The organism is Microbacterium sp. C7(2022), assembly GCF_028823665.1.
Taxonomy (GTDB): domain Bacteria; phylum Actinomycetota; class Actinomycetes; order Actinomycetales; family Microbacteriaceae; genus Microbacterium.
In genome coordinates, this window is the sequence record NZ_JAPEHV010000006.1 from 294,795 (window position 1) to 319,099 (window position 24,305).

The window sequence follows — 24,305 nt, forward strand, 5'->3', positions numbered from 1 at the left end:
GTCTACGCGCCGACTTTGAGGAGCGCGTCCCGGTAGTCCGAAGCTCGGCGGATAACATAGTGACGCACTCGGGCATCGCTCGCCGGAGTTTTGCGGGAGGAACACCGACTTGAGTAGCAACACCCATACCGTCGCCGTGGTGCTCGCCGGAGGCATCGGCGTGCGCGTCGGGCTCGGCATCCCCAAACAGCTCATCAAGATCGCTGGCAAGGCGATCGTGGAGCACACGCTGGAAGCCCTCAACGACAGCGCGCACATCGACGAAGTCATCATCATGATGAACGAGGCTTCAATCTCCGAACTCGATCATCTACGAACGAGTGGACGTTTTCACAAGCTCAGTCGCATCCTCCCCGGCGGCGACACGCGCAACGAGACGACGCAGAAGGCCATTGCCGCGATCGAAGGGGAGGACACCAAGGTCCTCTTTCATGACGCCGTCCGCCCGTTCATCGACGAGAGAATCATCAAGGAGTGCGTCGACGCCCTCGATCGATTCGACGCCGTTGATACAGCGATACCCTCTGCGGACACGATCATCCAGATCAACGAAGAACGCCACATTACGGGAATACCGGATCGCTCGACGTTACGCCGCGGCCAGACCCCCCAGGGCTTTCGATTGGCCACGATTCGTCGGGCATACGAGATCGCCAAAGGGGACCCCGCGTTCAAGGCGACTGATGACTGCGGCGTCGTGTTCACCTACCTGCCAGAGGTGCCCATCTACGTCGTGGAGGGCACCCCTGAGAACATGAAGGTCACGGAGCCCATCGATGTGCACATCGCTGACAAGCTCTTTCAATTGCAGTCGGCGAGCCTCACTTTGAGTGCCGCCTCAGGTCGCGTAGATCTCACTGGCAAGACAGTGGTCGTCTTCGGCGGCAGCTACGGCATCGGGCACAGCATCGCGCGACAGGCGGCGGACGCTGGTGCTCACGTCCGCGAGTTCAGCCGATCGACCACCGGCACGGATGTGCGTTCACACAAAGCGGTGCGCGCCGCACTCGCAGAAGTGGCGGCTGACACGGGGCGAATCGACGCTGTGATCGTCACCGCGGGGATACTGCGCATCGCTCCGCTCATGGAGACCACGAAACGCGAACTCAAGGACACAATTCACACGAACTTGATTGCCCCTGCGGCCATTGCGCGGGAATCGTATCCCTACTTGCAGCGAACCGGAGGCCAAGTCGTCCTCTTCACCTCAAGTTCCTACACCCGGGGTCGAGCGAACTACAGCACCTACTCTGCGACAAAGGCTGGGGTGGTGAATCTGACGCAGGCCCTTTCGGAGGAGTGGGCAGACTCAGGAGTGCGTATCAACTGCATCAATCCCCAGCGCACCGCAACTCCGATGCGAACCTCCGCATTTGGAGATGAACCCCCAGAAACGTTGCTCGATCCCGAGGATGTCGCCCAGGTGACCCTGGAAGTTGTGGGGTCGGATTTCACGGGCCAAATCGTCACCGTGAATGTCGAAGCCATGCGCTCCGGACGTCCGTAGCGGGCGCGTTAGCCTTCCAACACCTTCAGCGCATCATCGATGGGCCCGTCGAAGACGACGTTACCCTTCTTGATGACGATGCCACGGCTGCAGAGCTCCTTAACCTGACCCTTGCTGTGGCTCACCACCATCATCGTGACGCCCCGAGCCGATAGCTCTTTCAGCTTCGCGTTGCACTTGGCGCGGAAAGGCGCATCTCCCACAGCGAGCACCTCGTCAACCAAGAGAACGTCGAGCTCGACATGGATAGCGACACTGAACGCCAGGCGCATGAACATACCCGATGAGTAGTGTTTGACCTCTTGCTCGATGAAGTCGCCGATCTCGCTGAACGCGACGATTTCGTCGAATCGTTCTTTCGTCTCCTTCTCACTCATCCCGAGGATCGCGGCATTGAGGAACACGTTCTCACGTCCTGTCAGGTCGGGGTGAAAGCCCGCGCCCACCTCGATCAGGCCCGCCACTCTGCCGCGTGTCAGTACGCGTCCTTCGTCAGGCTCGAGCACACCAGAAACGAGCTTGAGCGTCGTCGACTTTCCGGAACCGTTCAATCCCATGACGGCAACCGACTCACCCTCGGCGATGGTGAAAGATACGTCGTTCAGTGCTTGAAACTGACGTGATCTCACCGGCTTGCGGCGCACCCCGTTGATGAGAGCATCCTTCATCGATCGAGTCGTGCGCTTGTTGAACCATTTGGACACGTGGTCCACGACGATCCGAGGGGTAGCGATCACTGTATCGGTAGACATCACAGGTCCTGAGCGAAAGAGCGTTCGAGGCGGCGGAAGACGTACTGACCAATGGCCAAGATGCACGCACACAACGCGACCGCGACCGTCGCGTAGATGCCGAAGTACTCCGGCCACGCCAAATTCTCGGGGGCCGGGCTCGCTGCGGCAACATCAGGCAAGCGCGCCCAGAAGGCGTGGTGGAAGAGTTCAACGGCCACGGCCAAAGGGTTGGACATGTACACGTGGAACAGCCAAGGAATGTTCTCGGTGACGTCCTTGACCATCACCCACGTATAGAGAATCGGCACCGACCACGTTGCAATGGTTCTGACAATCTCAACGAGGTTCTGAGCATCTCGGAACCGGACATTCACTGCGGAGAAGAATAGCCCGGCAGCAAGCACAGAAACCAACACAATCGCCATGCCCGCGAGCATCAATCCGATCGATGCGAGGTCAGGCAGCCATCCGAACAGGAGGCTGGCAACCACGAGGATCGCCAGTTGTGGCAGGAAGTGGATGAACGAGCCCACGACTGCAGCGATCGGGAAGAGTTCGCGTGGGAGGTAGATCTTTCGCACAAGTGCCTTGTTGTCCACGACGGAACGCGTGGCCGCACCGAACGCCTCGTTGAAGAGATTCACGAGAACAATGCCGCTAAACAAGTACAGGGGAAACGACGGCACGTTCTTGTGCATCCCGAGAACCTGACCAACAACCAGGTAGTACACGAGGAACTGCACCGCCGGCCGCACGTACGACCAGAACCAACCGAGCACCGAGTTGCGGTAGCGCAGCGATGTACTCTTCCCGATGAGCAGCCTCAGCAGATAGCGATACCGGAAGACATCGAGCAGTCCGCGCCCGCGCCCTGGCGTGTCGAAGGCGCTGTAGTCGATCGTGGTCACAGAGAGATCCTTGCGGCCGCCGGATTCCCTACCCGTGACTGGCCATCGGCAATCCTAACGGACTCTGTCCTGCGAACCGGCTGAGCAACGCGGAAGTTCAATGCCCGTTTCCTTCGGCGCGCATCACTTGAGGTACGCGGAGTGCAGCCACCCCGTGCGAGAGCCGAACGTCACCTTGCGCCACACGCCGGCGGACGACACCACCTTGACCTTCGATCCCTTGGGCACCACGGTGATAATCCAGCTCTTGGTCGACGCAGCCGATCGTAAATTCACGGCGGCCGTCGTTGTCTTCGTGGTTGACGACGTCGATGTGGTGGTCGCCTTCTTCAGGTAGTCCCCGTGAATGTATCCGGTACGAGAGCCGACCGTGGCCTTCTTCCACGCACCGGAACTTCCAATCACCGTGACCTTCGTGCCCTTGGCGAGGAGTGCCAGCGGCGAGCTCGACGTCGTCGCCTTCGAGCGGAAGTAGACCGCAGCAGTCGTCACCATCGACGTCTTCGTCGGCGTACTTGTGGACGGCGCACTCGTCGACGGCTTGGTGAGATACGCACCGTGGATGTACCCGGTACGGGTGCCGACCACCGCCTTCTTCCAGTCTCCTGAAGTGCCAATCACCGACACCTTGGTCCCCTTTGCGAGTAGCTTGATCGCCGAGCTCGACGTCGATGGGGAGGTGCGGAAGTACACGGCAACGGTGGTCACCATGGCGGTCGCCGTCACCTCCGGCTCGGGCGTCGGCGCGGGCTCCGGTTCCGGCTCGGGCTCGGGCTCGGGCTCGGGCTCCGGCTCAGGAGTGGGTTCCGGCTCGGGCGCGGGCTCCGGAGCCTTCACCTCTGCCACATAGTCGCCGTGCACCCAATAGGTCGTCCCCGAGCGCGTCACGCGCACCCAGTCGCCGTAGATTCCGGTTCGGGTCACCTCGGTGCCCTGCGTGAACTGGATGACGCCCGAACTGCACGAGGTCGCCGGTGCCTGCCGCGCATTAAGCAACGCAGTAGTGACCGTGAGCGTTCCCCCGGCCGACGCAATGCTCGACTCTGCGGGCTGCGCACACGCGCTCACACTGCCAGCCGGAGCACCCGTAGTGGGCACATCAAGGTAGGTCGAGTACATCCACACGGTCTTGCCGCTCACGCTCGCGCGCGTCCACGCACCATAGGCGCCGGTAACGGTCACCTTCGCGCCTTTGTCGAGCTGTGTGATTCCCGCGCTGCACTTCAGTGTCGGCGCCGTCCGGACATTGAGGTTGTCGATCTTGACGGTCGCCGTGCCCGCGCGGCTGGCCACATCCGCGGTCAGCGGTAGCTGGCACGCCGCCGTTTGCGCGGGCGCACCCGACGACGACGACGCCGAAGGCTCGAACCAGTCGACGTAGTAGTTGTAGAAGTTGCGGTTGCCGTAGCTCGAGCACGCATCGCCCGTCCCGTAGCCGGCAGCCAGAGCCGCGACGTTCGGGCGATACGGCGTGTAGATGTAGAGGTTCGCCGTCGCACGGTTCTGGATGTAGACCTTCGACGTGCCGCACGAGCTCTTGGGGTGCCACTTGATGGTGTTCACCTGGCCCGGCTTGTAGCTGAATGAGCTCGGGTTCAGCGTGTACACCTGCATCTGTCGTGCCGCGCCGTACATCTGGTTGAAGAAGCCGGCGTAGCGCGGGTCGCACGCGGCCGTGTCAGGGCACGATTGCCCCATAGCCTTGCCGTAGCGCGACTCCGATGGAGAGGTCGAGGTCACGAGCCCCTGCTCCTTCTGCAACATCACCAGCAGCACTTTCGGGCTGATTCCGCACGCCCGCGCGACCTGATTGATGATGGATGCCGCGCTCACGCTCTTCTGAGCGGAGAGGGCCGAGCAGTAGCGATCAGCCGACTTCGCCGCGATGTCGGCCTTGTAGGACTTCAGGCACGTATACCCCGTCGTGCATGTCTTCACACGCTCGTTCAAAAACGACTGGATCTGTGCCGTCGTCATCGCGTCGCCGTCGAAGAACGCTTCGTCACTAATGATGTAGCCGCCCTCGAGAATCGATGGCGGGAGTTCCGCGGCATCCGCACGGGAGACCGGAACCACCGCGAGCATGGCCACCGTGAGGACCCCGACCAACACGAGGGCAAGGGCCCGGAAACGAGATGGGCGCGCGCCTGCGGTGGGGGAACTCATGTGGCCATTGTGGCGGATGTGACTGGCGATTACCACACGTGTGTCGATTCAGTCGTCACGACGCGCGTGTCGCGGCGAACCAGAAGCTACAGGTCAGCGTGCAATTGCCACACGCGCTCGGCAGCCTCGTTCCACGAGAACGCCCGCCCTCGGTCAGCCGCAAGCACGGCCGCGCGATCGGCCGACTGCGTTGACTCCAGCACTGCCGAGAGTGCATCGCCGAGACCATCGCGCAAGGTCGTGGCATCCTGCCCTTCGACCACCGCTCCGCCGTCTGCGATCACTTCCGCGTGACCGGCGGAACTCGCGGCAACCACGGGCACGCCGAGGGTGAGCGCGTCGACGACGCGCCACGGGAAAGCGGCCCGCCTCGACGGCGCGACAAAGGCGAGCGCCGCACCGTACACAGCGGCGCGATCATGGGCCTCGAGGGCACCGCGCACGTGCAGGCGATGCTCGGGCACACCTGCCGACGAAGCAAGGTCGGCGACGGCAGGCTCGAGGCCTTCCTCGCAACCGATGACAACGACCGGAAGGTCGACGCCGGATGCCGCGATCGCACCGAATCCGGTCTCGAGCGCGTGGGACGGCATCGGCCCGCCAGCGAGCAGTACAAAGCCTTCGGGAAGCCCCAGTTCGCGCCGGCGCCCGATCTCGTCGGACGGCACGCGGAACCCCTGCGGCGATGCCCCCGAGATCACCCGGATTCGACGCCCGAACGCTGCGATGTCACCGAGTCGCGCGGCGAGCGCGTGAGTGGGCACCACCACGGCATCCGCATGCTTCACGGCCCGTTTGAGCATAGCCCGGTGCCATGAGACGGTACTGCGCGAGTACTCGTCGGGTGATTCCCACGGGCCCAGGTCCCATACCGTGACCACCGTCTGGTCGTTGTCGTGCACGCGATCATGCTTGACCAAGGGGGCGAACAGGCTCGGCGAGTGGATCATCCCCCCGCCGATGCCAGTGCCCACACCCAATTGCAGGGCTGCGGCCAACTCGCGCCGCGCCAGTGCCGTGCGCCGCACACCGCCCAACCCCGCGATCGCGTCGAGGTCTCCCCCGCCAGCCGGCGCAATGCCTTCGACGACGCAATGCTCGGGTGCGCGGCGGATCAGCGCCCGCGCGAGTTCTGACGAGGCCTCGGCAAGGTCGGCATCGATCGGCGAGACCACCTGATCGAGCATCACGCGCAGCGTGGCAACCATGTTTACTCCTCCGCGGACGGTGACGGTGTCGGCGGATGCAACGACTGATTCACCAGTTCACGTACGTACTCGTAGTCAGGGTTCGTCTCGTCGATGCCACCCTCGGGGGTGAGTTCGATCGTGTCCACCGGCTGCTCCTGGGCTTTCAGCGCCAGATCGGCCAGGAAGGGAATGAGCGACTGCGGCAGGTCGGTCTCGACGATGTCGGCACCGGCCGCAGCGACGTCCTGGAACCGCGTCAGCACCGTCTGCGGCGTGAACTGCGCAAGAATCGCTTCTTGCAGCTGACGCTGACGCTTCATGCGGTCGAAGTCACTTGTCGTATACCGCGAGCGGGCGTACCACTGGGCCGTCTCGCCGTCCATGTGCTGCTCGCCGGCTTCGATCCATCCCGTTGCCCATTCTGAGGCGGGCTGGCCGTCGTAGCTCGGGCCGCCTCCTTCGGGCAAACGCTCCGCGACAGTGATGTCGACGCCGCCGAGCGCATCGATGAGCGAGGCGAACCCGTGCATGTCGATGAACACGTAGTACGGGATCTCGATCCCCATGATGCCTTCTGCGGCATCCTTTGTCGCCTCAATGCCCGGGGCAGAGCCGTTCGCGACAGCGTCGGGGTACAAAAGATCGCCGTCCTGGCAGACTTCGACTTCGGTACGCAGTTGGTTGATGCCGCTCCCCCATCCGCAGTTCGGGTCGGCGTGGCCGGCGTGTCCGTCCGGGTACTTCTCCTGCATCGGGCCTTCCGAGAACGGGAAGTGCGGCATGTCTCGAGGGATGCCGGTGATCGTCGTCGCCCCGGTTTCGGCGTTCACCGAGACCACCGAAATGCTGTCGAAGCGCATCGAGTCGCGACCCTCGCCGCTGTCGGCACCCAAGAGCAGGATGTTGTAGTAACCGTCTGAGGGAGGAACAGACGGACCACTCGCACCGAAGATGGCTCCCAACGTGTCGCGCGTGGTTCCTGCGACGGATGCCGCGTAGACCGCGCCACCACTCGACAGAACCAGCAACGCGGTGGCGAGCACGGCGGTGCCGATGCGAGCGAACGGACGCATCTTCACCAGCCGCGAGAGGCGCAGGGTGTCGACCGTCAACACGATCCACAGCCCGGCATAGGCGAGAAAGACGCCCTGCGCGAGAAGCAGCACGAACCAGTTCGTGGCGATGGCGAAGAAGACCTGTTGCCACAGCAGCGCGGTCACGCCCGCGAGGATGACGATCACCCACATTGCGAGGGTCGCGCCGAGTCCGATGCGGCCCAGGCGCCGGTTACCCGCCAGTACTTGCGCAGACCCGGGAACCAAGAAGTTCATGAGGACCAGCCACCACCCGCGCTTACTCATGAAGTCCGGGGACGACGCATCCGGGTACCGGAGCGGCCGCTCTTCGACGATGCCCCGGCGGGCCGCAGCAGACGCGGTGGTGCGGGGCGGGCTGAGGACGCTCACAGCGACTCCTTGAGCCGCCGGTTCTTTTCTTCGACCTGGCTCTCCAGCGAGCGAGCGTACGCTTCCACAGCGTCACCGATCGCGGGGTCGGCGGCACCCAGCATCCGCACCGCCAGCAACCCGGCGTTCTTCGCACCATTAATCGATACGGTGGCCACGGGAATGCCGGCGGGCATCTGCACGATACTCAGCAGCGAGTCCATTCCGTCCAGGGTCGCCAGCTGCACCGGCACCCCGATCACAGGTAGAGCGGTGAGAGAAGCCAGCATTCCCGGCAGGTGTGCGGCGCCTCCCGCTCCGGCGATGATCGCTCGCAGTCCGCGCCCGCGCGCCTCACGCCCGTACTGCAGCAGCTTGTCCGGCGTGCGGTGGGCCGAGACGACCTCAACCTCGTGCGGGATGCCGAAGTCTGTCAGCGCCTGCGACGCGTCGCTCATCACGCGCCAGTCGGAGTCCGAGCCCATGACCACGCCCACGAGCGGGGCGTCAGAAGAATGCAGTGGCGTTGTCACTCGTCAAGGGTAGGGCGAGAGACTGGAAGAACCCCGCAACGGCGCGCTCGGGCAGCGCCCACAATCAGTCTTCGAAGTGGGATGCAGCCGCCCGCGCCTGGTAGGCGACGTCGTCGAGATCCGAACCCGAAACGTTGATGTGGCCGACCTTGCGGCCTGGCCGGGGCGCCTTGCCGTAGGTGTGCACCTTGGCCGCGGGGTGCTCGTCCATCACCGAAGCGAAGCGGGATTCGAGGGATGCCTCGGCCGGCCCGCCGAGGATGTTGACCATCATCGACCACGGCGCGCGCGGCGACGTGTCACCCAGCGGAAGGTCGAGCACCGCGCGCAGGTGCTGCTCGAACTGGCTCGTGACCGCGCCATCCTGCGACCAGTGTCCGCTGTTGTGGGGGCGCATGGCGAGTTCGTTGATGAGAAGGCGCTCGTCGGTGGTTTCGAAGAGCTCAACAGCAAGCATGCCCGTGACGCCCAAGCCCTCCGCGACGGCGGTGCCGATGGAGGCGGCGACCTCGGCGAGCCGTTCACCCGCGCGCGGCGCGGGCGCGATGACCTCGGCGCACACTCCGCCGCGCTGGACGGTCTCGACCACCGGGTACACCGCCATCTGCCCCGAGGGCCGGCGAGCAACCTGCTGGGCGAGTTCGCGCGAGAAGTCGACGAGTTCTTCCACGAGAAGCGCACCGCCGTTGCCATCCTCGGCGAGGGTCGTGAACCAGTCGTCCGCCTCGGTGGCTGCCGACACGACGCGCACGCCCTTGCCGTCGTAGCCGCCGCGCGGAGTCTTCACGACCGCCCGTCCGCCGTGGTCGTCGAGAAACGCCTGCAGCTCGTCGCGCCCGGTCACGGCAGCCCAGTCCGGTTGCGGCATCCCAAGTTCCTCCATGCGGGCGCGCATGACGAGCTTGTCCTGCGCGACGCCGAGCGCATGCGGCCCGGGGTGCACGGAAACTCCGGCATCGACGAGGGCTGCGAGCACGTCCTGCGGCACGTGCTCGTGGTCGAATGTGATGACATCGACGTCGCGCGCGAAGGCGAGCACCGTTTCGGCGTCGCGATAGTCACCGACGGCGCTGGCGGCAAGCGAGGCCGACATGCCCTCGGCTTCGGCCAGCACGCGAATGTGAGCACCCAGCTCGACGGCGGGTGCGATCATCATGCGGGCGAGCTGGCCGCCCCCGACAACTCCGACTTTCAGCGACATGCCTCCATCTTCCCCTACCGACGAGGGAGGGCGAATCACGAGCCTCGTCAGACCACCGGAGCTGGCGGCGCGGGCGGACGCGGCGGGATTTCAGGTTCGTCGGGTGCGGACTGCGCATCACGATGGGCGAGAATCTGGCTCACCTCGACCTGATCGACCAACGTCTCGTGCACGAGCATCACGTGCGGGATGTTGGTCATGCGCAGCGGCTCGTCGACGCCGTTCGAGAGTGTGAGGGTCCCCGCGCCCCACATCCGCTGCAGAAGGCCGCGGCGCACCGCGATCGTGTAGCCGCGTACGTGACGCAGCTCGCGGCGCCGCACACGCAAGACGCCGGATCGGGCGAGCACGCGCTCGGTGGTGACCGTCCACGACTTTGATCGCCAACGCACGAACGGGATGACGACGAGGAGCAGCACGACGGCGCCTGCGGCGGAGAACAGCATCCAATCCTCGAGACCGGCGGGCAGATTGTCATAGAAGTAGCCGCACGCGCCGGCGACAGCGATCAGGATCAGCGCCGACCAGAACAGGCGGCGCGCGTGCGCACGAATCGTCGCGATGCGCATCTCAGCCGCGGCGGGCATGCCGGGCGCCGGTAGCAGCGGCCTGCCCCCTACGCCCACCGGTTCGGTCATGGTCCCATTCTGGCGCGAGGTGACGACATCGACGGATGCCACGCCCCGGCGCGCTGACTCGGGTGTGCGCGGCCGCGTCAGCGCACGTGCACCACGTCACCCGCTGAGACAGCAACCTCGCGGTCGCCGGTTGCGACCACCAGGCGCCCGTCTGTTTCGATCCGCTGCCCGACTCCGCGCAATACCGTGCCGTCAGGAAGGGAGACGGTGAGGTCGCGCCCGAGGGTGGCGCACAACGACTCGATATCTCGCACGAGTGCCTCGACGTTGCCGTCTGCCCCGCGCAGTGCGCCGATCTGCGCACGGAGGTGTGTCAGATATGACGCCACGAGAGCATCGACGTCGCAGGTCACGCCGAGGACGGCGAACGACGTCGCTGTCGGGACCGGCAACTGGTCGCGCGTCATTGCGGTGTTGACGCCCGAGCCCACCACGACGACATCCGGATTCCCGGGGACCACTTCGGCGAGGATTCCGCACAGCTTCGCGCCATCGACGAGTACGTCGTTGGGCCACTTCAGCCGGACCCGCTCCCCTTCGCCGGGCAGTTGCTCAGATACCGCGCGGGTCATCGCGGCGCCAGCAAGAAGTGGCACCCACCCTCGCACCGCCATCGGGATCCCGGTGCAGTCGACGACGACGGATGCCGCAAGAGCCGTCCCGGCCGGGGCCGTCCACACGCGGTCGAGCCTTCCCCGCCCCGCACGCTGATCTGTCGTGAGGATCACCGACAGATCCGGCCACGTGCCCGGATCTCCCGCGACAGCCCGCAGCAGGTCAGCGTTCGTTGATGCGGTCGAGGCGAGGGTTTCCAGGCGCGGGCTGAGCGCCGACGCACGAGGGAAGCTCTGCAGAGGATCTGACACACCACAGAACCTACTGGTTGGACGATTCCACAGCACAGCCTCGAAGCCCTTGTGCGTTCTCTCCAACGAACCGAACCTCACCGCCGATAGTGTGGAACGCGTGACCGACCAGCCCGATCTCTCCACCACCGCCGGCAAGATCGCCGACCTCCGCGCCCGATACCAAGAGGCCGTCGTCGACGCCGAGAAGACGGCCCTCGAGAAGCAGCACGCCAAGGGCAAGCTCACCGCCCGCGAGCGCATCGAACTCCTCGTCGATCCGGGCAGCTTCGTCGAACTCGACGAGTACGTGCGTCACCGCACGACCGCGTTCGGAATGGACCGCTCGCGCCCCTATGGCGACTCCGTCGTCAGCGGCGTCGGGACCATCCACGGTCGCACCGTCGCCGTCTACTCGCAGGATTTCTCCACCTTCGGCGGCTCGCTCGGCGAGGTCGCTGGCGAGAAGATCATCAAGGTCATGGAATTCGCACTGCGTAGCGGCATCCCGATCATCGGGATCCTCGATTCGGGTGGCGCGCGCATCCAGGAGGGCGTCGTTGCCCTCGGCAAGTACGGCGAGATCTTCCGGCTGAACACGCAGGCCTCGGGTGTGATCCCGCAGATCTCGATCATCATGGGCCCGGCCGCGGGCGGCGCCGTGTACTCCCCCGCCCTCACCGACTTCGTCGTAATGGTCGACAAGACCAGCCAGATGTTCGTCACCGGCCCCGACGTCATCAAGACCGTCACCGGTGAAGACGTCGGGATGGAAGAGCTCGGCGGCGCGTACACGCACAACACCCGGTCGGGTGTCGCGCACTACCTCGCCGACGACGAAGACGACGCGATCGACTACGTGCGCACGATGCTCGGCTTCTTGCCCGACAACAACATGGCCGAACTTCCGATCTACGAGAGCGGCTTCGAGTTCGAGACCACCGACGCCGACCGCGCGCTGAACACGATCATTCCCGACTCCCCCAACCAGCCGTATGACATCCACACCGTCATCCGCGGCATCGTGGACGCCGAGGAATTCCTCGAGGTCCAGCCGCTGTTCGCCCCGAACATCGTGATCGGCTTCGGCCGCATCGAAGGGCGCAGCGTGGGCATCATCGCCAACCAGCCCTCTCAGATGGCCGGAACCCTCAACATCGAGGCCGGCGAGAAGGCCAGCCGATTCGTGCGGTTCTGCGACGCCTTCTCGATTCCCATCGTGACGCTCGTCGATGTGCCGGGCTATCTTCCCGGCACCGACCAGGAATGGACCGGCGTGATTCGTCGCGGCGCCAAGCTGCTGTACGCGTACGCCGAAGCCACGGTCCCCCTGGTGACCGTCATTCTGCGCAAGGCCTACGGCGGCGCCTACATCGTCATGGGTTCGAAGCAGCTGGGCGCAGACATCAACCTGGCGTGGCCCACGGCCGAGATCGCGGTGATGGGCGGACAGGGCGCGGTGAACATCCTGTACCGCGGCGAGATCAAGCGCGCCGAAGCCGCCGGCGAGGACGTCGCTGCCGTTCGCACTCGGTTGGCGAACGAGTACACCTACAACGTCGCTTCCCCCTTCCTGGCGGCCGAGCGCGGCGAGCTGGACGGAATCATCGAGCCCGCGCAGACGCGCGTCTCGATCGCCAAGGCGCTGCGAGCACTACGTGGCAAGCGCGCGAGCCTGCCGCCGAAGAAGCATGGGAACATCCCACTGTGAGTGACGACCAGCCTGCTCCGGTGCACATCGAGGTCCTCCGCGGCGCACCGACCGAGGAAGAACTCGCCGCGCTCATCGCTGTCGTGCGCGAAGCCTATGTCGCCGAGGCAGAGTCGGCCGTTGTGGAGGACACCCCCGCCCGCAGCGCGTGGTCGCACGCACAGCGCGGGCTGCGTCAGCCGCTCCGCCGCGAACGCGGCTGGGTGCACGGCTGACATCGAGACTCGGGGAGGAAATTTGTCCCCCAAAATACCTACATACAAACCCGTTGACGCCCGGCAGACTACTTATTGCTGGAACGCTTCTGCGTTCGGCTGACCTGCTTTCTCGCACTGACGAAAGCTCAGGTTCGGCCCCGCGGACGGTTTTCGGGTAACCGTCCGCATGGCGAGGGGCGGGCGGCTTCGCCGCCCCTCGCCTCTCTCACCCCTCGCGTCTTCCCACGCTGGGTGATTCCCGTCTCCGCGATACGTCAGCTGGTGGCGTGAGGAATCTCGTGCCAGAGGTCCACTGAGTCCTCGTCGCTGAGCCCCGCCGATGCGCCCGAACGACCCACCACTGTGACGGCCACGGCCGGATTGGTGGACGTGCGAATGTACAGTCGGTCGGAGGTGGCGCGTTGCAGAACAGTCGCGAGCTGGCCGCGGATCGCCCTCAAGGATGCATCATCGAGACCATCAAGGCCGCCCTCGTCGAGCACCGTCACGGTCGCCCCGCGGCGGCGCGCCTTCTCGAGTTCCGCCTGCACCGCGTCATCGATCAGCCGCGGTCCGCGCATCTCGTCCCGCAGCCGCCCCTCGGCGACACGCGCTTCTAGACGGTCCGCTTCGTCGAGGTTGCCACCATTGGCTACCGTGCGAGAAAGCACGGGCCCGGCGACGGCGAGCGCGCGCTGCACCTGCACACGCCGTTCGCGCTGGCGCACGACATGCGTGGTTTGCCATGCCGTGGCGGCGCGCTGCAGTTGTGTGAGCCTGTCGGTGTCGCGCGCCGCGCGATCGATCGAACGAACGAGTAGCTGCGCGACAAGCACCCACACCATGGAGCCGAGCAGGCCCAGGGCGAAGGCACGGGTGAGGCCCAGCCACGCGATGGACGAGACGGCGAGCAGCCCGATTCCCGTCCATGCGGTGGCCGGGCGGTGACGAATCATCACCACGACCATGAGCGCGCCGATGCCCCCGAGGTACCAGGTGGCGAACGACGCGGCGCGCAGATCCGGCCCGGCGGCGATCTCAACGGCGGACGGCACAACCGCGGCGCTGCCGAGCGCCATGACCTGGGCGGTCAGAGGCAGTCGGTCCGGCGAAATGGGGCGCCCATCCCGCGAGAGCGTCGGCGCCGTGCGCGGAGTCCACAGAATGCACATGAGCACCGTGGTCAGGTACAGCGCCAGTGCGCACAGGCTGAGCCACGGCAGAGCGGGTTGCTCGGTCCACCAGAGTCCGCGAACAGCCAGGTACACCGAGAACGCCAGCCCGAGGGCGATGAGCACGTTTCTTACGCTGATCACGAGGCATCCTCTCCCCACGACAGCACGACGAGCGTGCCGTGCGGCCCTGAGTCGACAGAGGCACGACCACCGACGGCCGCGACGCGGGCGATGATGGATGCCTTGATTCCCAAGCGATCATCCGGAACCGCGTGCACGTCGAAGCCACTTCCGGCATCCGACACCGTGATCTCGATCCTCGTCGGTGTCGTCGACACGGCGACGCGCAATCCCTCTCCCCCGGCGTGTTGCAGAGAGTTGGCGATCGCCTGCGTCGCGGCGAGCGTCAGCGCGCGTCCGATTCGACCGGGCAGAATCAGTCCGCTCGATGCCCCGCCCTCGACCTCGACAGGGCGCCCCAGGTCGCGTGCGGCGGCTTCGAGGTCGTGCGCCACGGTCGCGGCATCCGAGGGGTCATCGCTGCCCTCGCGCGGATCGTTCTCCGCGTTCGCAAGCCGGGTGAGCGCATCCCGCGCCATCGCGGTGGCGAGGGTACGCTCGCGGTCGGTACGCGCGCGCTCTGCGGCGATCAGCGCGGCGAGAACACTGTCGTGCATGAGGGCGGCAACCTCAGCGCGCTCGTGTTCGGCGGCATCGGCGGCAGCCGCGTCGCCATAGGACGTCACCGCCCGGGCGCGGGTCCCGTCGACGTTCGCTGCCATGGAGCGAAACAGCCACCCGAGCGTGAGAATGACCCCACCCAGGATGAGCGCGAATGACACATCGAGCGCGGTGGCGAAGATCGTCTCCCGAGCGAACTCGCCCTGGATCACGCGCACGATTCCGTACCAGAGCGGAACGATGATCGTCCACACCACCTGCAGAGGCATCGGGAATGCCAGCACCGCGGCGAGCGTGGCGATGTTGACGAGGAACCAGATCCATGGCTGGTGGGTGCTCGTCGGGATGAGCCCCTGGGTGGCGATCGGCCACACGGTGAGCACGAGCACATAGGACACGGCGAACGCGCCTGCTCCGAGCCGGACGCCACGGCCCACGAAACACGCCAACACCATCACCGCCAGCGTGCCGAACGCGACGAGCATCAGCGGAAGCTGCCAGGCCGGCAACGCATCGGTGGAGCCGATCGCTTCGACGAATGCCTGCGTGCCCAGCGCGAGCGAACCGAGCCCTGCGGCGAGCGAGATGATGCGCTCCACGCGCGTTCTCGTGAACGAACCGATCCCCTGGGTCGATTCCCTCGTGGAGGGAATGTGATCCCACGCCCTCTCGAGCAGGGTCTGCTCGTCAGCGCTCACGAGCCGCCTCCGCCGAGTTCGTACCGGCTTCCGCCAGGATTCCGTCCTCCAGCGCGCGTCGCATGAGATCGACCTTGGTCGGGGCTGGTCGCCCGACCTCGACGTACTTCACGCGCACGCGGGTGATGTTCTCCTTCGCCGTCGAGTAGGCAATCCCGAGCCGATCGGCGACAGCCTTCAACGGCAAACCAGCCGCATACAGACGCAGAACGTCGCGCTCCCTCGCCGAAAGCTGCGCATCCGCGAAGTCGCGGTCGCCATCGATCGCGCTCGCCCATTCGACGTTGTTGAGCAGCTCCCCCCGCGCGACGGCGCGGATCGCGCCGATCACATCGTCGATCGGCGATGCTTTGCTCACCACTCCGGCAGCACCTGAGGTGAGCGCTTCGCGCACAGCCGCGGGGCGATCAGCGACGCTATGGATGATCACGCTCGAACCATCCGACACGAGGCGCGTGACGTTCTCCGACACGGTCGTTCCGTCGCCCAGCGTGAGATCGAGCACGACAACATCGGCCGGTGCGCCCCCGCCAGTTCGACGCCAGCGCAGATACTCGATCACAGAGCTGCCCGAAAAGACGACCTGCTTTCCGTCGCTGCGCGCGCAGGCCGCCTCGAGTCCGAGCCGCACGGACTCGTGGTCATCGATCAGCGCAATACGGGTCATCGCGCCGGGCCCTCGCCGTCGCCGACTCGGGTGAGGGCGGCGACCGCTTCAACATGGTGCGAATTCGGGAAGAGATCGAATGCGTCCACGCGCGCCGGCTCGTACCCCCGGGCACGAAAGGTTGCGAGGTCCCGCGCGAGGGCGACGGGGTCGCATGCGACATAGACGACGGCCGATGGCGCAAGCGATGCGACGGCGTCGACGACTCGCTGCCCCGCGCCCGCCCGGGGCGGATCCAGCAGCACTACTCCGCGGGCCAGCCGCTCGCGCTCACGGGCGGTCGCATCACTGGCGAGTGTTTCGAGCCAACGATCGACCCGAGCCGTCTCGGCGCGCGCTCCCACCCATTCGGCGAGGTTTTCACCGGCGTGTTCGGTCGCTCGTGGATCGCTCTCGACACTGGTCACCCGGGTGGACGGCCCGCCGAGCTCACCGAGCGTGGCGGCGAAGAGCCCGACACCCCCATACAGATCCAGGTGCCAGCCGTCGGGATCGACGCCTGGCAAATCAGAGCGGATGCCGCGCAGCGCGTCGCGCACTGCGCCGGTCAGAGTGTGCGCCGCGAGGCGATGAACCTGCCAGAAGCCCGTGGCATCCACTCTGAAGTCGCGCCCAGCGACAGACTCGATCACGACCTCGGGAGTACGCGAGCGCATTCCGGGCTTCGATCGCGGTCGTTCTTCAGGTCGCGCGAGCACGCGGACACGTCCATCGGACGGTTGAACCAAATCGATGCGTCCGGGCGCACCGGAGCGAATCTCGCGGGCGACGGCAGCGATCTCAGAAGTCGCGAGGGGCAGATCATCGACTTCGATGACGCGGTGGCTGCGCGCCGCGTAGGGCCCCACGCGCCCGTCGGGGTCGACGTGGAGGCTCACGCGCGTGCGCCACCGAGTTCCCTCGGCGTTCTCTGAGTCGATCGTGCCGCCCTCGCCCGAGGCAGAGGTGACCGGGGAGATGTCCACCGGCACGTCGAGCCCACCAAAGCGTCGCAGCGCGTCGATGACTACCTCGCGCTTGAGCGCACGCTGGTGCCCGAGCTCGATGTGCCCGAAGTCTGCCCCGCCCGGGCGATCTTCCGGAGCGACATGCACGTCAGCGGCAGACCACACGTGTGGGCGACGGTGCGGCGAGGCATCGAGGATCTCGACGGTGTCTGCGCGCCAGAACGACTTCTTGCGCGTATCGGTTAGGCGGACGCGCACCCGTTCGCCGGGGATCGCGTCCGAGACGAACACGACGCGGCCCTCGTGCCGTGCGACGAAGATGCCGCCGTGCGCCACCGCCGACACATCGAGTTCGACGCTGTCGCCCGGGTTCATCGAATCATCCACGCATAGAGCCTACGGTGGGAGGCATGCGCGTGTGCCTCGCTTCGACATCCCCCGCCCGCCTCATGCTGCTCGACCAGTTCGGGATCCGCCCACTGACTCTCGCCCCGGATGTCGATGAAGAAGCGGTCGTCGCGGCGGTGGAGGCCGCGGAACAGCGCACTCTGTCGCCAGAAGAGCACGTGCTCCTGCTTGCTCGGCGCAAGGCCGGAGATGTGGCTGCCCGATTGGTGGACGACATCCCCGATTTCGACGGCATCGTCATCGGCGGCGACTCGATGTTCGCCATCGACCGTCAGGTGCTCGGCAAGCCCCACACTCCCGAGAACGCCCGGCGCCGGTGGCTCGAGATGCGCGGCGAGACCGGAGTGCTTCACTCGGGCCACGCCGTCGTCAGGCTCATCCCCGGGCAACCGCCGCGTGAGGTGCACGCCGTCGCCGCGGCATCCGTCACCTTTGCCTCCGACATCACCGACGACGAGATCGATGCGTACGTCGCCACCGGCGAACCGCTGCACGTCGCGGGGGCGTTCACCGTCGACAGTTTGGGCGGGGCGTTCATCACCCGCATCGACGGCGACCCCTCGACCGTGGTGGGGATGTCGCTGTCGACCCTGCGGACGCTGATCCGCGAACTCGGGGTCGAATGGACGGGACTGTGGGGCAGTGTCGATCCCTCACTTACCGAGCACGGCACGACCGCCGCGTTGTAGGCGGTGGCAGATGTTTTCGCGAGGTTCTTGTAGGGAGCGCTCAAAAGCGCGCGCGGGGTGCTCGATAGGCTGACAACCATGCCTCAGATCGCCAAGGTGCTCATCGCAAACCGCGGCGAGATCGCCGTCCGTGTCATCCGCGCCGCTCGCGACGCGGGAAAGTCGTCCGTCGCGGTCTATGCCGATCAGGATCGGGATGCCATGCATGCCCGCCTCGCCGACGAGGCGTACGCGCTCGAAGGCTCGACGAGCGCCGAGACGTACCTGTCGATCGAGAAGATCCTCTCGGTCGCCCGCCGCTCGGGCGCCGACGCGGTGCACCCCGGGTACGGGTTCTTGGCCGAGAACGCCGACTTCGCGCGCGCGGTCATCGCTGCGGGCCTGGTCTGGATCGGCCCCTCGCCCGAGGCGATCGAAGCCCTGGGTGACAAGGTCACCGCGCGGCACGTCGCTGAAAAGGTCGGCGCGCCCCTCGCCCCGGGCACTCCCGGGCCAGTGGACGGCACCGACGATGTCTTGGCCTTCGTCGCAGAGCACGGCCTGCCAATCGCCATCAAGGCCGCCTACGGTGGCGGCGGACGCGGCCTGAAGGTCGCTCGCACCATCGAAGAGGTGCCCGAACTGTTCGAGTCCGCGACGCGCGAGGCGATCACCGCTTTCGGGCGCGGCGAATGCTTCGTGGAGAAGTACCTCGACAAGCCGCGTCACGTCGAGACTCAGTGCTTGGCGGATGCCGCCGGCAACGTCGTGGTGATCTCCACGCGCGACTGCTCACTGCAGCGTCGGCACCAGAAGCTCGTCGAAGAGGCACCCGCTCCGTTCCTCACCGACGAGCAGAACGCCCTGCTGTACTCCTCGTCGAAGGCGATCTTGCGCGAAGTGGGCTACGTCGGTGCGGGCACGTGCGAGTTCCTGATCGGCGCTGATGGCACCGTGTCGTTCCTCGAGGTGAACACGCGCCTGCAGGTGGAGCACCCGGTCTCCGAAGAAGTCACCGGCATCGATCTGGTTCGCGAGCAGTTCCGCATCGCCGAAGGCGAAGAGATCGGCTACGACGACCCTCAGCCCGACGGCCACTCGATCGAGTTCCGCATCAACGGCGAAGACCCCGGTCGCGGATTCCTCCCGCAGCCCGGCCCCATTCACGTGTTCAAGACGTTCGGCGGCCCCGGCATCCGACTCGACTCCGGCGTGACCGCAGGCGACTCGGTCAGTGGCGCGTTCGACTCACTGCTGGGCAAGATCATCGTCACCGGTCGCACACGCGACGAAGCGCTCGAACGGTCGCGGCGGGCTCTGGACGAGTTCGAAGTCGCCGGAATGCCGACGGTGCTGCCCTTCCACCGCAAGGTGGTGCGCGACCCGGCCTTCGCCGCAGAAGACGGCACGTTCGGCGTGTACACGCGGTGGATCGAGACCGAGTTCGTCAACGACATTCCCGCGTGGGATGGCGAGGCCGAGGCTCCCAAGCCCACCGAGTCGCGGCACACAGTAGTCGTCGAGGTGAGCGGAAAGCGCCTCGAGGTGAGCCTGCCCGATCGCGTCGTCACCACGACCCCCACGCAGGGTCGCCCTGTCGCTGTTCCCCCGTCGCGTCGATCGCACGCCACCACCGTGGTCGCCGGCGCGTCGGGTGACGCGGTGAAGTCGCCGATGCAGGCCACCATCGTCAAGGTCGCCGTCGCCGAGGGCCAGCAGGTCGTCAAGGGCGACCTGGTCGTCGTGCTCGAGGCGATGAAGATGGAGCAGCCCATCCAGGCTCATAAGGACGGCATCATCGGCAGCATCAACGCTGACCCCGGCACCACGGTGTCAGCCGGTCACCAGCTGCTCACCATCTCGTGATCTGCGGTTGCGGCATCCCCTCATCGGTGCCGCAACCGCCACCGGGGGTCAGGCCCCGTAGATCTGGTGGTCTACGACGTGCATCGCGCGTGCCGCGTCGGTGATGCTGCCCGCCAGCGACGGATACACCGCGAACACGCGTGAGACCTGGTCGACGGTCAGGCGACGCTCGACGGCGATCGCGATCGGGTAGATCAACTCGGAGGCACGTGGCCCCACGATCACACCTCCCACGACACTTCCCGATCCGCGGCGAGCGATCAGCTTGACGAAGCCGTCTTTGATGCCCATCATCTTCGCGCGTGGGTTGGCCGCCAGTGGCAGCTTGTGGACCACAGCATTGATCAGCCCGTCCTCGATGTCCTTCTCCTGCCATCCGACAGTGGCGATCTCGGGGGCGGTGAAGATGTTCGAGGTGATGCGCCGACGTTCGAGGGGGATGACAGTGTCGCCCAGCGCATGGAAGACCGCGGTGCGGCCCTGCATCGACGCGACGGAAGCGAGCGGCACGAACGTCGTACAGTCACCGGCGGCGTAGATGTTCGGGACCGACGTGCGCGCGACGCGGTTGACCTGAATGTGTCCGGAATCCGTCATCTGGACGCCCGCCTCCTCGAGACCGATGCCGGCGGTGTTCGGGATCGAGCCGACCGCCATGAGGCAGTGGCTGCCTTCGATCTCGCGGCCATCGCTGAGGGTGACGACCACGCCGTCGCCGACGCGCTCGACTTTGTCGGCGCGGGCCTTCGACAGCAGTTGCATACCGCCGCGCTTGAACACACGCTCGAGCACGGCCGCGGCATCCTTGTCTTCACCGGGAAGCACCTGATCGCGGCTAGAAACCAGCGTGACCTTCGCCCCCAGGTTCATGTACGCGCCGGCGAACTCGGCGCCGGTGACACCCGACCCGACGACGATGAGGTGCTCGGGGAGCGACTTCATGTCGTAGAGCTGAGTCCAGGTGAGGATGCGTTCACCATCGGGCTTCGCGCTGGCGAGCTCGCGCGGGGACGCTCCCACCGAAATGACGAACGTGTCCGCCTCGATGCGGTCGAAGTCGGTGCCGCCGGGCTCAGTCGAGACCACCACGGCGTTCTCCCCCTCCAGACGCCCATAACCCGAGACGATGCGCACTCCCGCTTCAGCAAGCGAGGCGCGCATATCGTCCGACTGCTGGCGAGCGAGCGAAAGCAGACGCTTGTTGATCGCCGACAGGTTGATGGCGATCTCGGGCTTGAGGGGCTTGCCGTCCTTGCCCTTCGCGAACAACTGCACGCCCAAGTCGCTCGCACCCGCGATCGCCACCGCCGCGTCGGCTGTGGCGATGAGCGTCTTCGACGGCACCACATCGGTGATCACCGCCGATCCACCGATACCGGCGCGTTCGACGACAGTCACCTCCGCGCCGAGCTGTGCGGCGGCCAACGCCGCCTCGTAGCCGCCGGGTCCGCCGCCGATGATGGCGACGCTCTGAGTGCGCTCGAAGCTCAAGGACATGATGTCTATTCTCCCCCTACTGGCCCCCGCGTCGTGCAGTTCCTAAAGTGGGGGTATGTCCGACACCTCATCACACCCCCTCGACGACCCTCGCACTGACCCGTTCGGGGTCGCTGCGACGGCCGCCGCCGATATCGCCCGCATCACCGGAGTAGAGCGCCACGACATCGCGCTGACCCTCGGTAGCGGCTGGGGAAAGGCCGCCGACCTCATCGGCGAGACCACCGCATCGTTCCCTGCGACTGAGGTCACCGGCTTCAGTGCGCCCGCGCTCGCCGGGCACGTCGGCACGCTGCGCAGCGTGAAGACTCCGAAGGGGAAGAACGTCCTGGTGATCGGGGCGCGCACTCACTATTACGAAGGTCACGGCGTGCGCCGCGTCGTCCACAGTGTGCGCACGGCCGCGGCATCCGGAGCGCGAACGATGGTGCTCACCAACGGCGCCGGGGGCATCAAGGCCCAGTGGAACCCGGGGCAGCCGGTGCTGATCAGCGACCACATCAACTTGACCGGCGACTCACCCCTCGAGGGCGCCACGTTCATCGATCTGACCGATCTGTACTCGACTCGGCTTCGCGATATCGCCCGGCGTGTCGACCCGACCCTCGACGAGGGTGTGTACTGCCAGTTCCGCGGGCCGCAGTACGAGACCCCGGCCGAGGTACGCATGGCGAAGACGATCGGCGGGCACATCGTCGGCATGTCGACCGCGCTGGAGGCAATCGCGGCGCGGCAGGCCGGCATGGAGATTCTCGGGTTCTCGCTCATCACGAACATGGCCGCGGGCATCCAGACCACACCGCTCAGCCACCAGGAAGTGATCGACGCTGGCCGCGAGGCCGAGCCCGTGATCTCGTCGCTGCTGGCCCGAGTGATCGGCGAACTGTGAGCGACGAGGAAGCCCAGGGAGCGGATGCCACCCCCGGCGTGATCGCCGAGGCTCAGGCGTGGCTGGCGCAAGACCCCGACGGGCAGACGCGGGCGGAACTGCGCGAGCTCATTGCCGCAGCGGAATCCGGTGACGTTGCGGCGATTGCCGACCTGACGGACCGCTTCGACGGCCGCCTGGCGTTCGGTACCGCCGGACTGCGCGGGGAACTCGGGGCGGGCAGCAACCGCATGAATCGGGTGCTGGTCGCGCAGGCAGCGGCGGGCCTGGCCGCCTACGTGCTCGACCACGCCTCCACGGAGACAGATGACGACGCACCCCTGGTGGTGATCGGCTACGACGGACGGCGCAACTCCGACGTGTTCGCGCGGGATTCCGCCGAACTGTTCGCCGGTGCCGGGCTACGCGCGGTGCTGCTGCCCCGACTGTTGCCGACGCCGGTGCTCGCCTTTGCCGTCCGCCATCTGGGCGCGGCGGCGGGCGTCATGGTGACCGCCAGCCACAACCCGCCGAACGACAACGGCTACAAGGTCTACCTCGGCGGGTCAGACGGCGGCTCGCAGATCGTTTCTCCGGCGGATGCCGAGATCGCCTCGCACATCCAGCGCGTGGCCGACCAGGGTGATGTCACGACGCTCCCCCGTTCGCTTGCCTTCTCGGTCGCACCGGAATCCGTCGTTGATGCCTACGTCGCCGCCACCGCGGCCGTCGCTCCGGCGCCCGAGGGCGCCGAGGGCCTGCGCTGGGTGTACACGGCGATGCACGGCGTCGGCGGGGAGACCTTCTCGCGCGTGCTCGACGAGGCGGGGTATCCCGCACCGACGCCCGTGAGCGCCCAGATCGCGCCGGACGGCGCGTTCCCCACCGTGGCGTTCCCGAACCCGGAAGAACCCGGTGCGATGGATCTCGCGTTCGAGACCGCGCGCGAAAGCGACGCCGAGATCATCATCGCCCACGACCCCGACGCCGACCGACTGGCTGTCGCCATTCCCGACTCCGAGAGCGCTCAAGGATGGCGTCGGCTCACGGGAAACCAGATCGGGTTGCTCCTGGGCTGGCGCGCAGCGCAGCTCGTGGCCGCGCGCGGCGACGCCGACAGTGCGTCGTTGGCGTGCTCGCTCGTATCGTCGCCGGGGCTTGCTGCCGTGGCATCCCACTACGGACTGCACTTTCACGCGACCCTTACGGGGTTCAAGTGGATCTCGCGCGCACCCAACCTCGCGTTCGGTTTCGAAGAGGCCCTCGGCTACCTGGTGAACCCCGAGACCGTGCGCGACAAGGACGGAATCTCGGCGGCCGTCGCCATGCTCGGACTGGTCACGGAAGCGCGCGGCCGCGGGCAGACTGTCGCCGACCTGCTCACAGAGTTCGACGAAACGTTCGGCGCCTTCGCCAGCGACCAGATCTCGTTGCGTGTCGATGACGTCTCGACAATCGGACGCATCATGGCGTCACTGCGTGCCCAGCCGCCGACAGCGATCGGCGAGGTCGCGGTGGATCGCATCGACGATCTCCTCGACGGGGCCGACGGTCTTCCGCCCGGCGACGTACTGCGGGTGTGGCTCGAAGACGGGTCGCGTCTGATCGTGCGCCCCAGCGGCACGGAGCCGAAGCTCAAGCTATACCTCGACGTGCGTGGCGACTCGGCAGATCTCGCCCAGGAGCGCATTGCAGCGCTGAGCGCGGGCGCGCGGGCTCTTCTCGAGCAACACGGCTAGTCACACGGTGTCGGTC

21 protein-coding genes are annotated in these 24,305 nt (G+C 66.3%); 7 read left to right on the forward strand and 14 right to left on the reverse strand.

Features of this window, described 5'->3' with window-relative positions; translation table 11 throughout:
• The first annotated feature begins 109 nt into the window (after positions 1-109).
• Positions 110-1,507 carry a bifunctional cytidylyltransferase/SDR family oxidoreductase gene (locus ON062_RS11740; protein ID WP_274647322.1) on the forward strand — a complete coding sequence of 466 codons (1,398 nt, stop codon included), beginning with the start codon at positions 110-112 and terminating at the stop codon, positions 1,505-1,507.
• 8 nt (positions 1,508-1,515) lie between these two features.
• On the opposite strand, the gene ON062_RS11745 is transcribed toward ON062_RS11740, so the two are convergent.
• The 9 genes from ON062_RS11745 to ON062_RS11785 all read right to left on the reverse strand — a co-directional run bounded on the left by ON062_RS11745 (position 1,516) and on the right by ON062_RS11785 (position 11,188).
• Positions 1,516-2,259, reverse strand: coding sequence for an ABC transporter ATP-binding protein (locus ON062_RS11745; protein ID WP_274647323.1), 744 nt, complete (start codon positions 2,257-2,259; stop codon positions 1,516-1,518).
• Positions 2,259-3,149, reverse strand: a complete 891-nt coding sequence (locus ON062_RS11750) for an ABC transporter permease (protein ID WP_274647324.1) — start codon at positions 3,147-3,149, stop codon at positions 2,259-2,261. Before ON062_RS11750 ends, ON062_RS11745 begins: the two co-directional genes overlap by 1 nt.
• A gap of 123 nt (positions 3,150-3,272) precedes the next feature.
• Entirely contained in the window at positions 3,273-5,315 is a 2,043-nt protein-coding gene (locus ON062_RS11755) for an SH3 domain-containing protein (RefSeq protein WP_274647325.1), read from the reverse strand.
• An 86-nt stretch (positions 5,316-5,401) separates the two neighbouring features.
• Positions 5,402-6,523 (reverse strand): glycosyltransferase, encoded by a 1,122-nt coding sequence (locus ON062_RS11760; protein ID WP_274647326.1) that lies wholly within the window; start codon positions 6,521-6,523, stop codon positions 5,402-5,404.
• A 2-nt stretch (positions 6,524-6,525) separates the two neighbouring features.
• Positions 6,526-7,971, reverse strand: coding sequence for an LCP family protein (locus tag ON062_RS11765; protein ID WP_274647327.1), 1,446 nt, complete (start codon positions 7,969-7,971; stop codon positions 6,526-6,528).
• On the reverse strand, positions 7,968-8,435 hold the full coding sequence (gene purE / locus ON062_RS11770) for a 5-(carboxyamino)imidazole ribonucleotide mutase (protein ID WP_274647424.1): 468 nt from the start codon (positions 8,433-8,435) through the stop codon (positions 7,968-7,970). The genes ON062_RS11765 and purE overlap by 4 nt, the downstream gene beginning before the upstream one ends.
• 112 nt (positions 8,436-8,547) lie before the next feature.
• On the reverse strand, positions 8,548-9,684 hold the full coding sequence (locus ON062_RS11775) for a 5-(carboxyamino)imidazole ribonucleotide synthase (protein WP_274647328.1): 1,137 nt from the start codon (positions 9,682-9,684) through the stop codon (positions 8,548-8,550).
• A 47-nt stretch (positions 9,685-9,731) separates the two neighbouring features.
• Positions 9,732-10,322: a PH domain-containing protein gene (locus tag ON062_RS11780; protein ID WP_274647329.1), complete on the reverse strand. Its 591-nt coding sequence runs from the start codon at positions 10,320-10,322 to the stop codon at positions 9,732-9,734.
• Between the two features lie 77 nt (positions 10,323-10,399).
• A complete protein-coding gene (locus tag ON062_RS11785) occupies positions 10,400-11,188 on the reverse strand; it encodes a biotin--[acetyl-CoA-carboxylase] ligase (protein ID WP_274647330.1) in 789 nt (262 codons plus the stop codon).
• 100 nt (positions 11,189-11,288) lie between these two features.
• Here ON062_RS11785 and ON062_RS11790 point away from each other — a divergent pair, with 100 nt between their 5' ends.
• Both ON062_RS11790 and ON062_RS11795 read left to right on the forward strand, forming a co-directional pair.
• Complete coding sequence (locus tag ON062_RS11790) at positions 11,289-12,878, forward strand: acyl-CoA carboxylase subunit beta (protein ID WP_274647331.1); 1,590 nt, start codon at positions 11,289-11,291, stop codon at positions 12,876-12,878.
• Positions 12,875-13,093: an acyl-CoA carboxylase subunit epsilon gene (locus tag ON062_RS11795; protein WP_274647332.1), complete on the forward strand. Its 219-nt coding sequence runs from the start codon at positions 12,875-12,877 to the stop codon at positions 13,091-13,093. Before ON062_RS11790 ends, ON062_RS11795 begins: the two co-directional genes overlap by 4 nt.
• A 257-nt stretch (positions 13,094-13,350) precedes the next feature.
• Here the strand turns inward: ON062_RS11795 and ON062_RS11800 are convergent, their stop codons facing one another.
• From ON062_RS11800 to ON062_RS11815, 4 genes are read right to left on the reverse strand one after another with little or no spacing between them, the layout of a single operon-like run.
• Positions 13,351-14,391: a hypothetical protein gene (locus ON062_RS11800; RefSeq protein WP_274647333.1), complete on the reverse strand. Its 1,041-nt coding sequence runs from the start codon at positions 14,389-14,391 to the stop codon at positions 13,351-13,353.
• On the reverse strand, positions 14,388-15,629 hold the full coding sequence (locus tag ON062_RS11805; protein WP_274647334.1) for a sensor histidine kinase: 1,242 nt from the start codon (positions 15,627-15,629) through the stop codon (positions 14,388-14,390). Before ON062_RS11805 ends, ON062_RS11800 begins: the two co-directional genes overlap by 4 nt.
• Positions 15,619-16,296: a response regulator transcription factor gene (locus ON062_RS11810; RefSeq protein ID WP_274647335.1), complete on the reverse strand. Its 678-nt coding sequence runs from the start codon at positions 16,294-16,296 to the stop codon at positions 15,619-15,621. Before ON062_RS11810 ends, ON062_RS11805 begins: the two co-directional genes overlap by 11 nt.
• Complete coding sequence (locus tag ON062_RS11815) at positions 16,293-17,618, reverse strand: class I SAM-dependent RNA methyltransferase (protein WP_274647425.1); 1,326 nt, start codon at positions 17,616-17,618, stop codon at positions 16,293-16,295. The genes ON062_RS11810 and ON062_RS11815 overlap by 4 nt, the downstream gene beginning before the upstream one ends.
• 35 nt (positions 17,619-17,653) lie before the next feature.
• Here ON062_RS11815 and ON062_RS11820 point away from each other — a divergent pair, with 35 nt between their 5' ends.
• Positions 17,654-18,340, forward strand: coding sequence for a nucleoside triphosphate pyrophosphatase (locus ON062_RS11820; RefSeq protein ID WP_274647336.1), 687 nt, complete (start codon positions 17,654-17,656; stop codon positions 18,338-18,340).
• A gap of 78 nt (positions 18,341-18,418) precedes the next feature.
• Positions 18,419-20,185, forward strand: a complete 1,767-nt coding sequence (locus ON062_RS11825) for a biotin carboxylase N-terminal domain-containing protein (RefSeq protein ID WP_274647337.1) — start codon at positions 18,419-18,421, stop codon at positions 20,183-20,185.
• A gap of 48 nt (positions 20,186-20,233) precedes the next feature.
• Here the strand turns inward: ON062_RS11825 and ON062_RS11830 are convergent, their stop codons facing one another.
• Positions 20,234-21,682: an NAD(P)H-quinone dehydrogenase gene (locus ON062_RS11830; protein WP_274647338.1), complete on the reverse strand. Its 1,449-nt coding sequence runs from the start codon at positions 21,680-21,682 to the stop codon at positions 20,234-20,236.
• 55 nt (positions 21,683-21,737) lie between these two features.
• Here ON062_RS11830 and ON062_RS11835 point away from each other — a divergent pair, with 55 nt between their 5' ends.
• Positions 21,738-22,571, forward strand: coding sequence for a purine-nucleoside phosphorylase (locus ON062_RS11835; protein ID WP_274647339.1), 834 nt, complete (start codon positions 21,738-21,740; stop codon positions 22,569-22,571).
• On the forward strand, positions 22,568-24,289 hold the full coding sequence (locus ON062_RS11840; RefSeq protein ID WP_274647340.1) for a phospho-sugar mutase: 1,722 nt from the start codon (positions 22,568-22,570) through the stop codon (positions 24,287-24,289). Before ON062_RS11835 ends, ON062_RS11840 begins: the two co-directional genes overlap by 4 nt.
• Positions 24,290-24,305 lie beyond the last annotated feature (16 nt).

Bases quoted from the DNA above. Each gene is read 5' to 3' on its own strand.
- ON062_RS11780 (WP_274647329.1), bottom strand. From the start codon at position 10,322: ATGACCGAACCGGTGGGCGTAGGGGGCAGGCCGCTGCTACCGGCGCCC.
- ON062_RS11775 (WP_274647328.1), bottom strand. From the start codon at position 9,684: ATGTCGCTGAAAGTCGGAGTTGTCGGGGGCGGCCAGCTCGCCCGCATG.
- ON062_RS11760 (WP_274647326.1), bottom strand. From the start codon at position 6,523: ATGGTTGCCACGCTGCGCGTGATGCTCGATCAGGTGGTCTCGCCGATC.
- ON062_RS11835 (WP_274647339.1), top strand. From the start codon at position 21,738: ATGTCCGACACCTCATCACACCCCCTCGACGACCCTCGCACTGACCCG.
- ON062_RS11755 (WP_274647325.1), bottom strand. From the start codon at position 5,315: ATGAGTTCCCCCACCGCAGGCGCGCGCCCATCTCGTTTCCGGGCCCTT.
- ON062_RS11820 (WP_274647336.1), top strand. From the start codon at position 17,654: ATGCGCGTGTGCCTCGCTTCGACATCCCCCGCCCGCCTCATGCTGCTC.
- ON062_RS11810 (WP_274647335.1), bottom strand. From the start codon at position 16,296: ATGACCCGTATTGCGCTGATCGATGACCACGAGTCCGTGCGGCTCGGA.
- ON062_RS11815 (WP_274647425.1), bottom strand. From the start codon at position 17,618: ATGAACCCGGGCGACAGCGTCGAACTCGATGTGTCGGCGGTGGCGCAC.
- purE (WP_274647424.1), bottom strand. From the start codon at position 8,435: ATGGGCTCGGACTCCGACTGGCGCGTGATGAGCGACGCGTCGCAGGCG.
- ON062_RS11825 (WP_274647337.1), top strand. From the start codon at position 18,419: ATGCCTCAGATCGCCAAGGTGCTCATCGCAAACCGCGGCGAGATCGCC.
- ON062_RS11830 (WP_274647338.1), bottom strand. From the start codon at position 21,682: ATGTCCTTGAGCTTCGAGCGCACTCAGAGCGTCGCCATCATCGGCGGC.
- ON062_RS11745 (WP_274647323.1), bottom strand. From the start codon at position 2,259: ATGTCTACCGATACAGTGATCGCTACCCCTCGGATCGTCGTGGACCAC.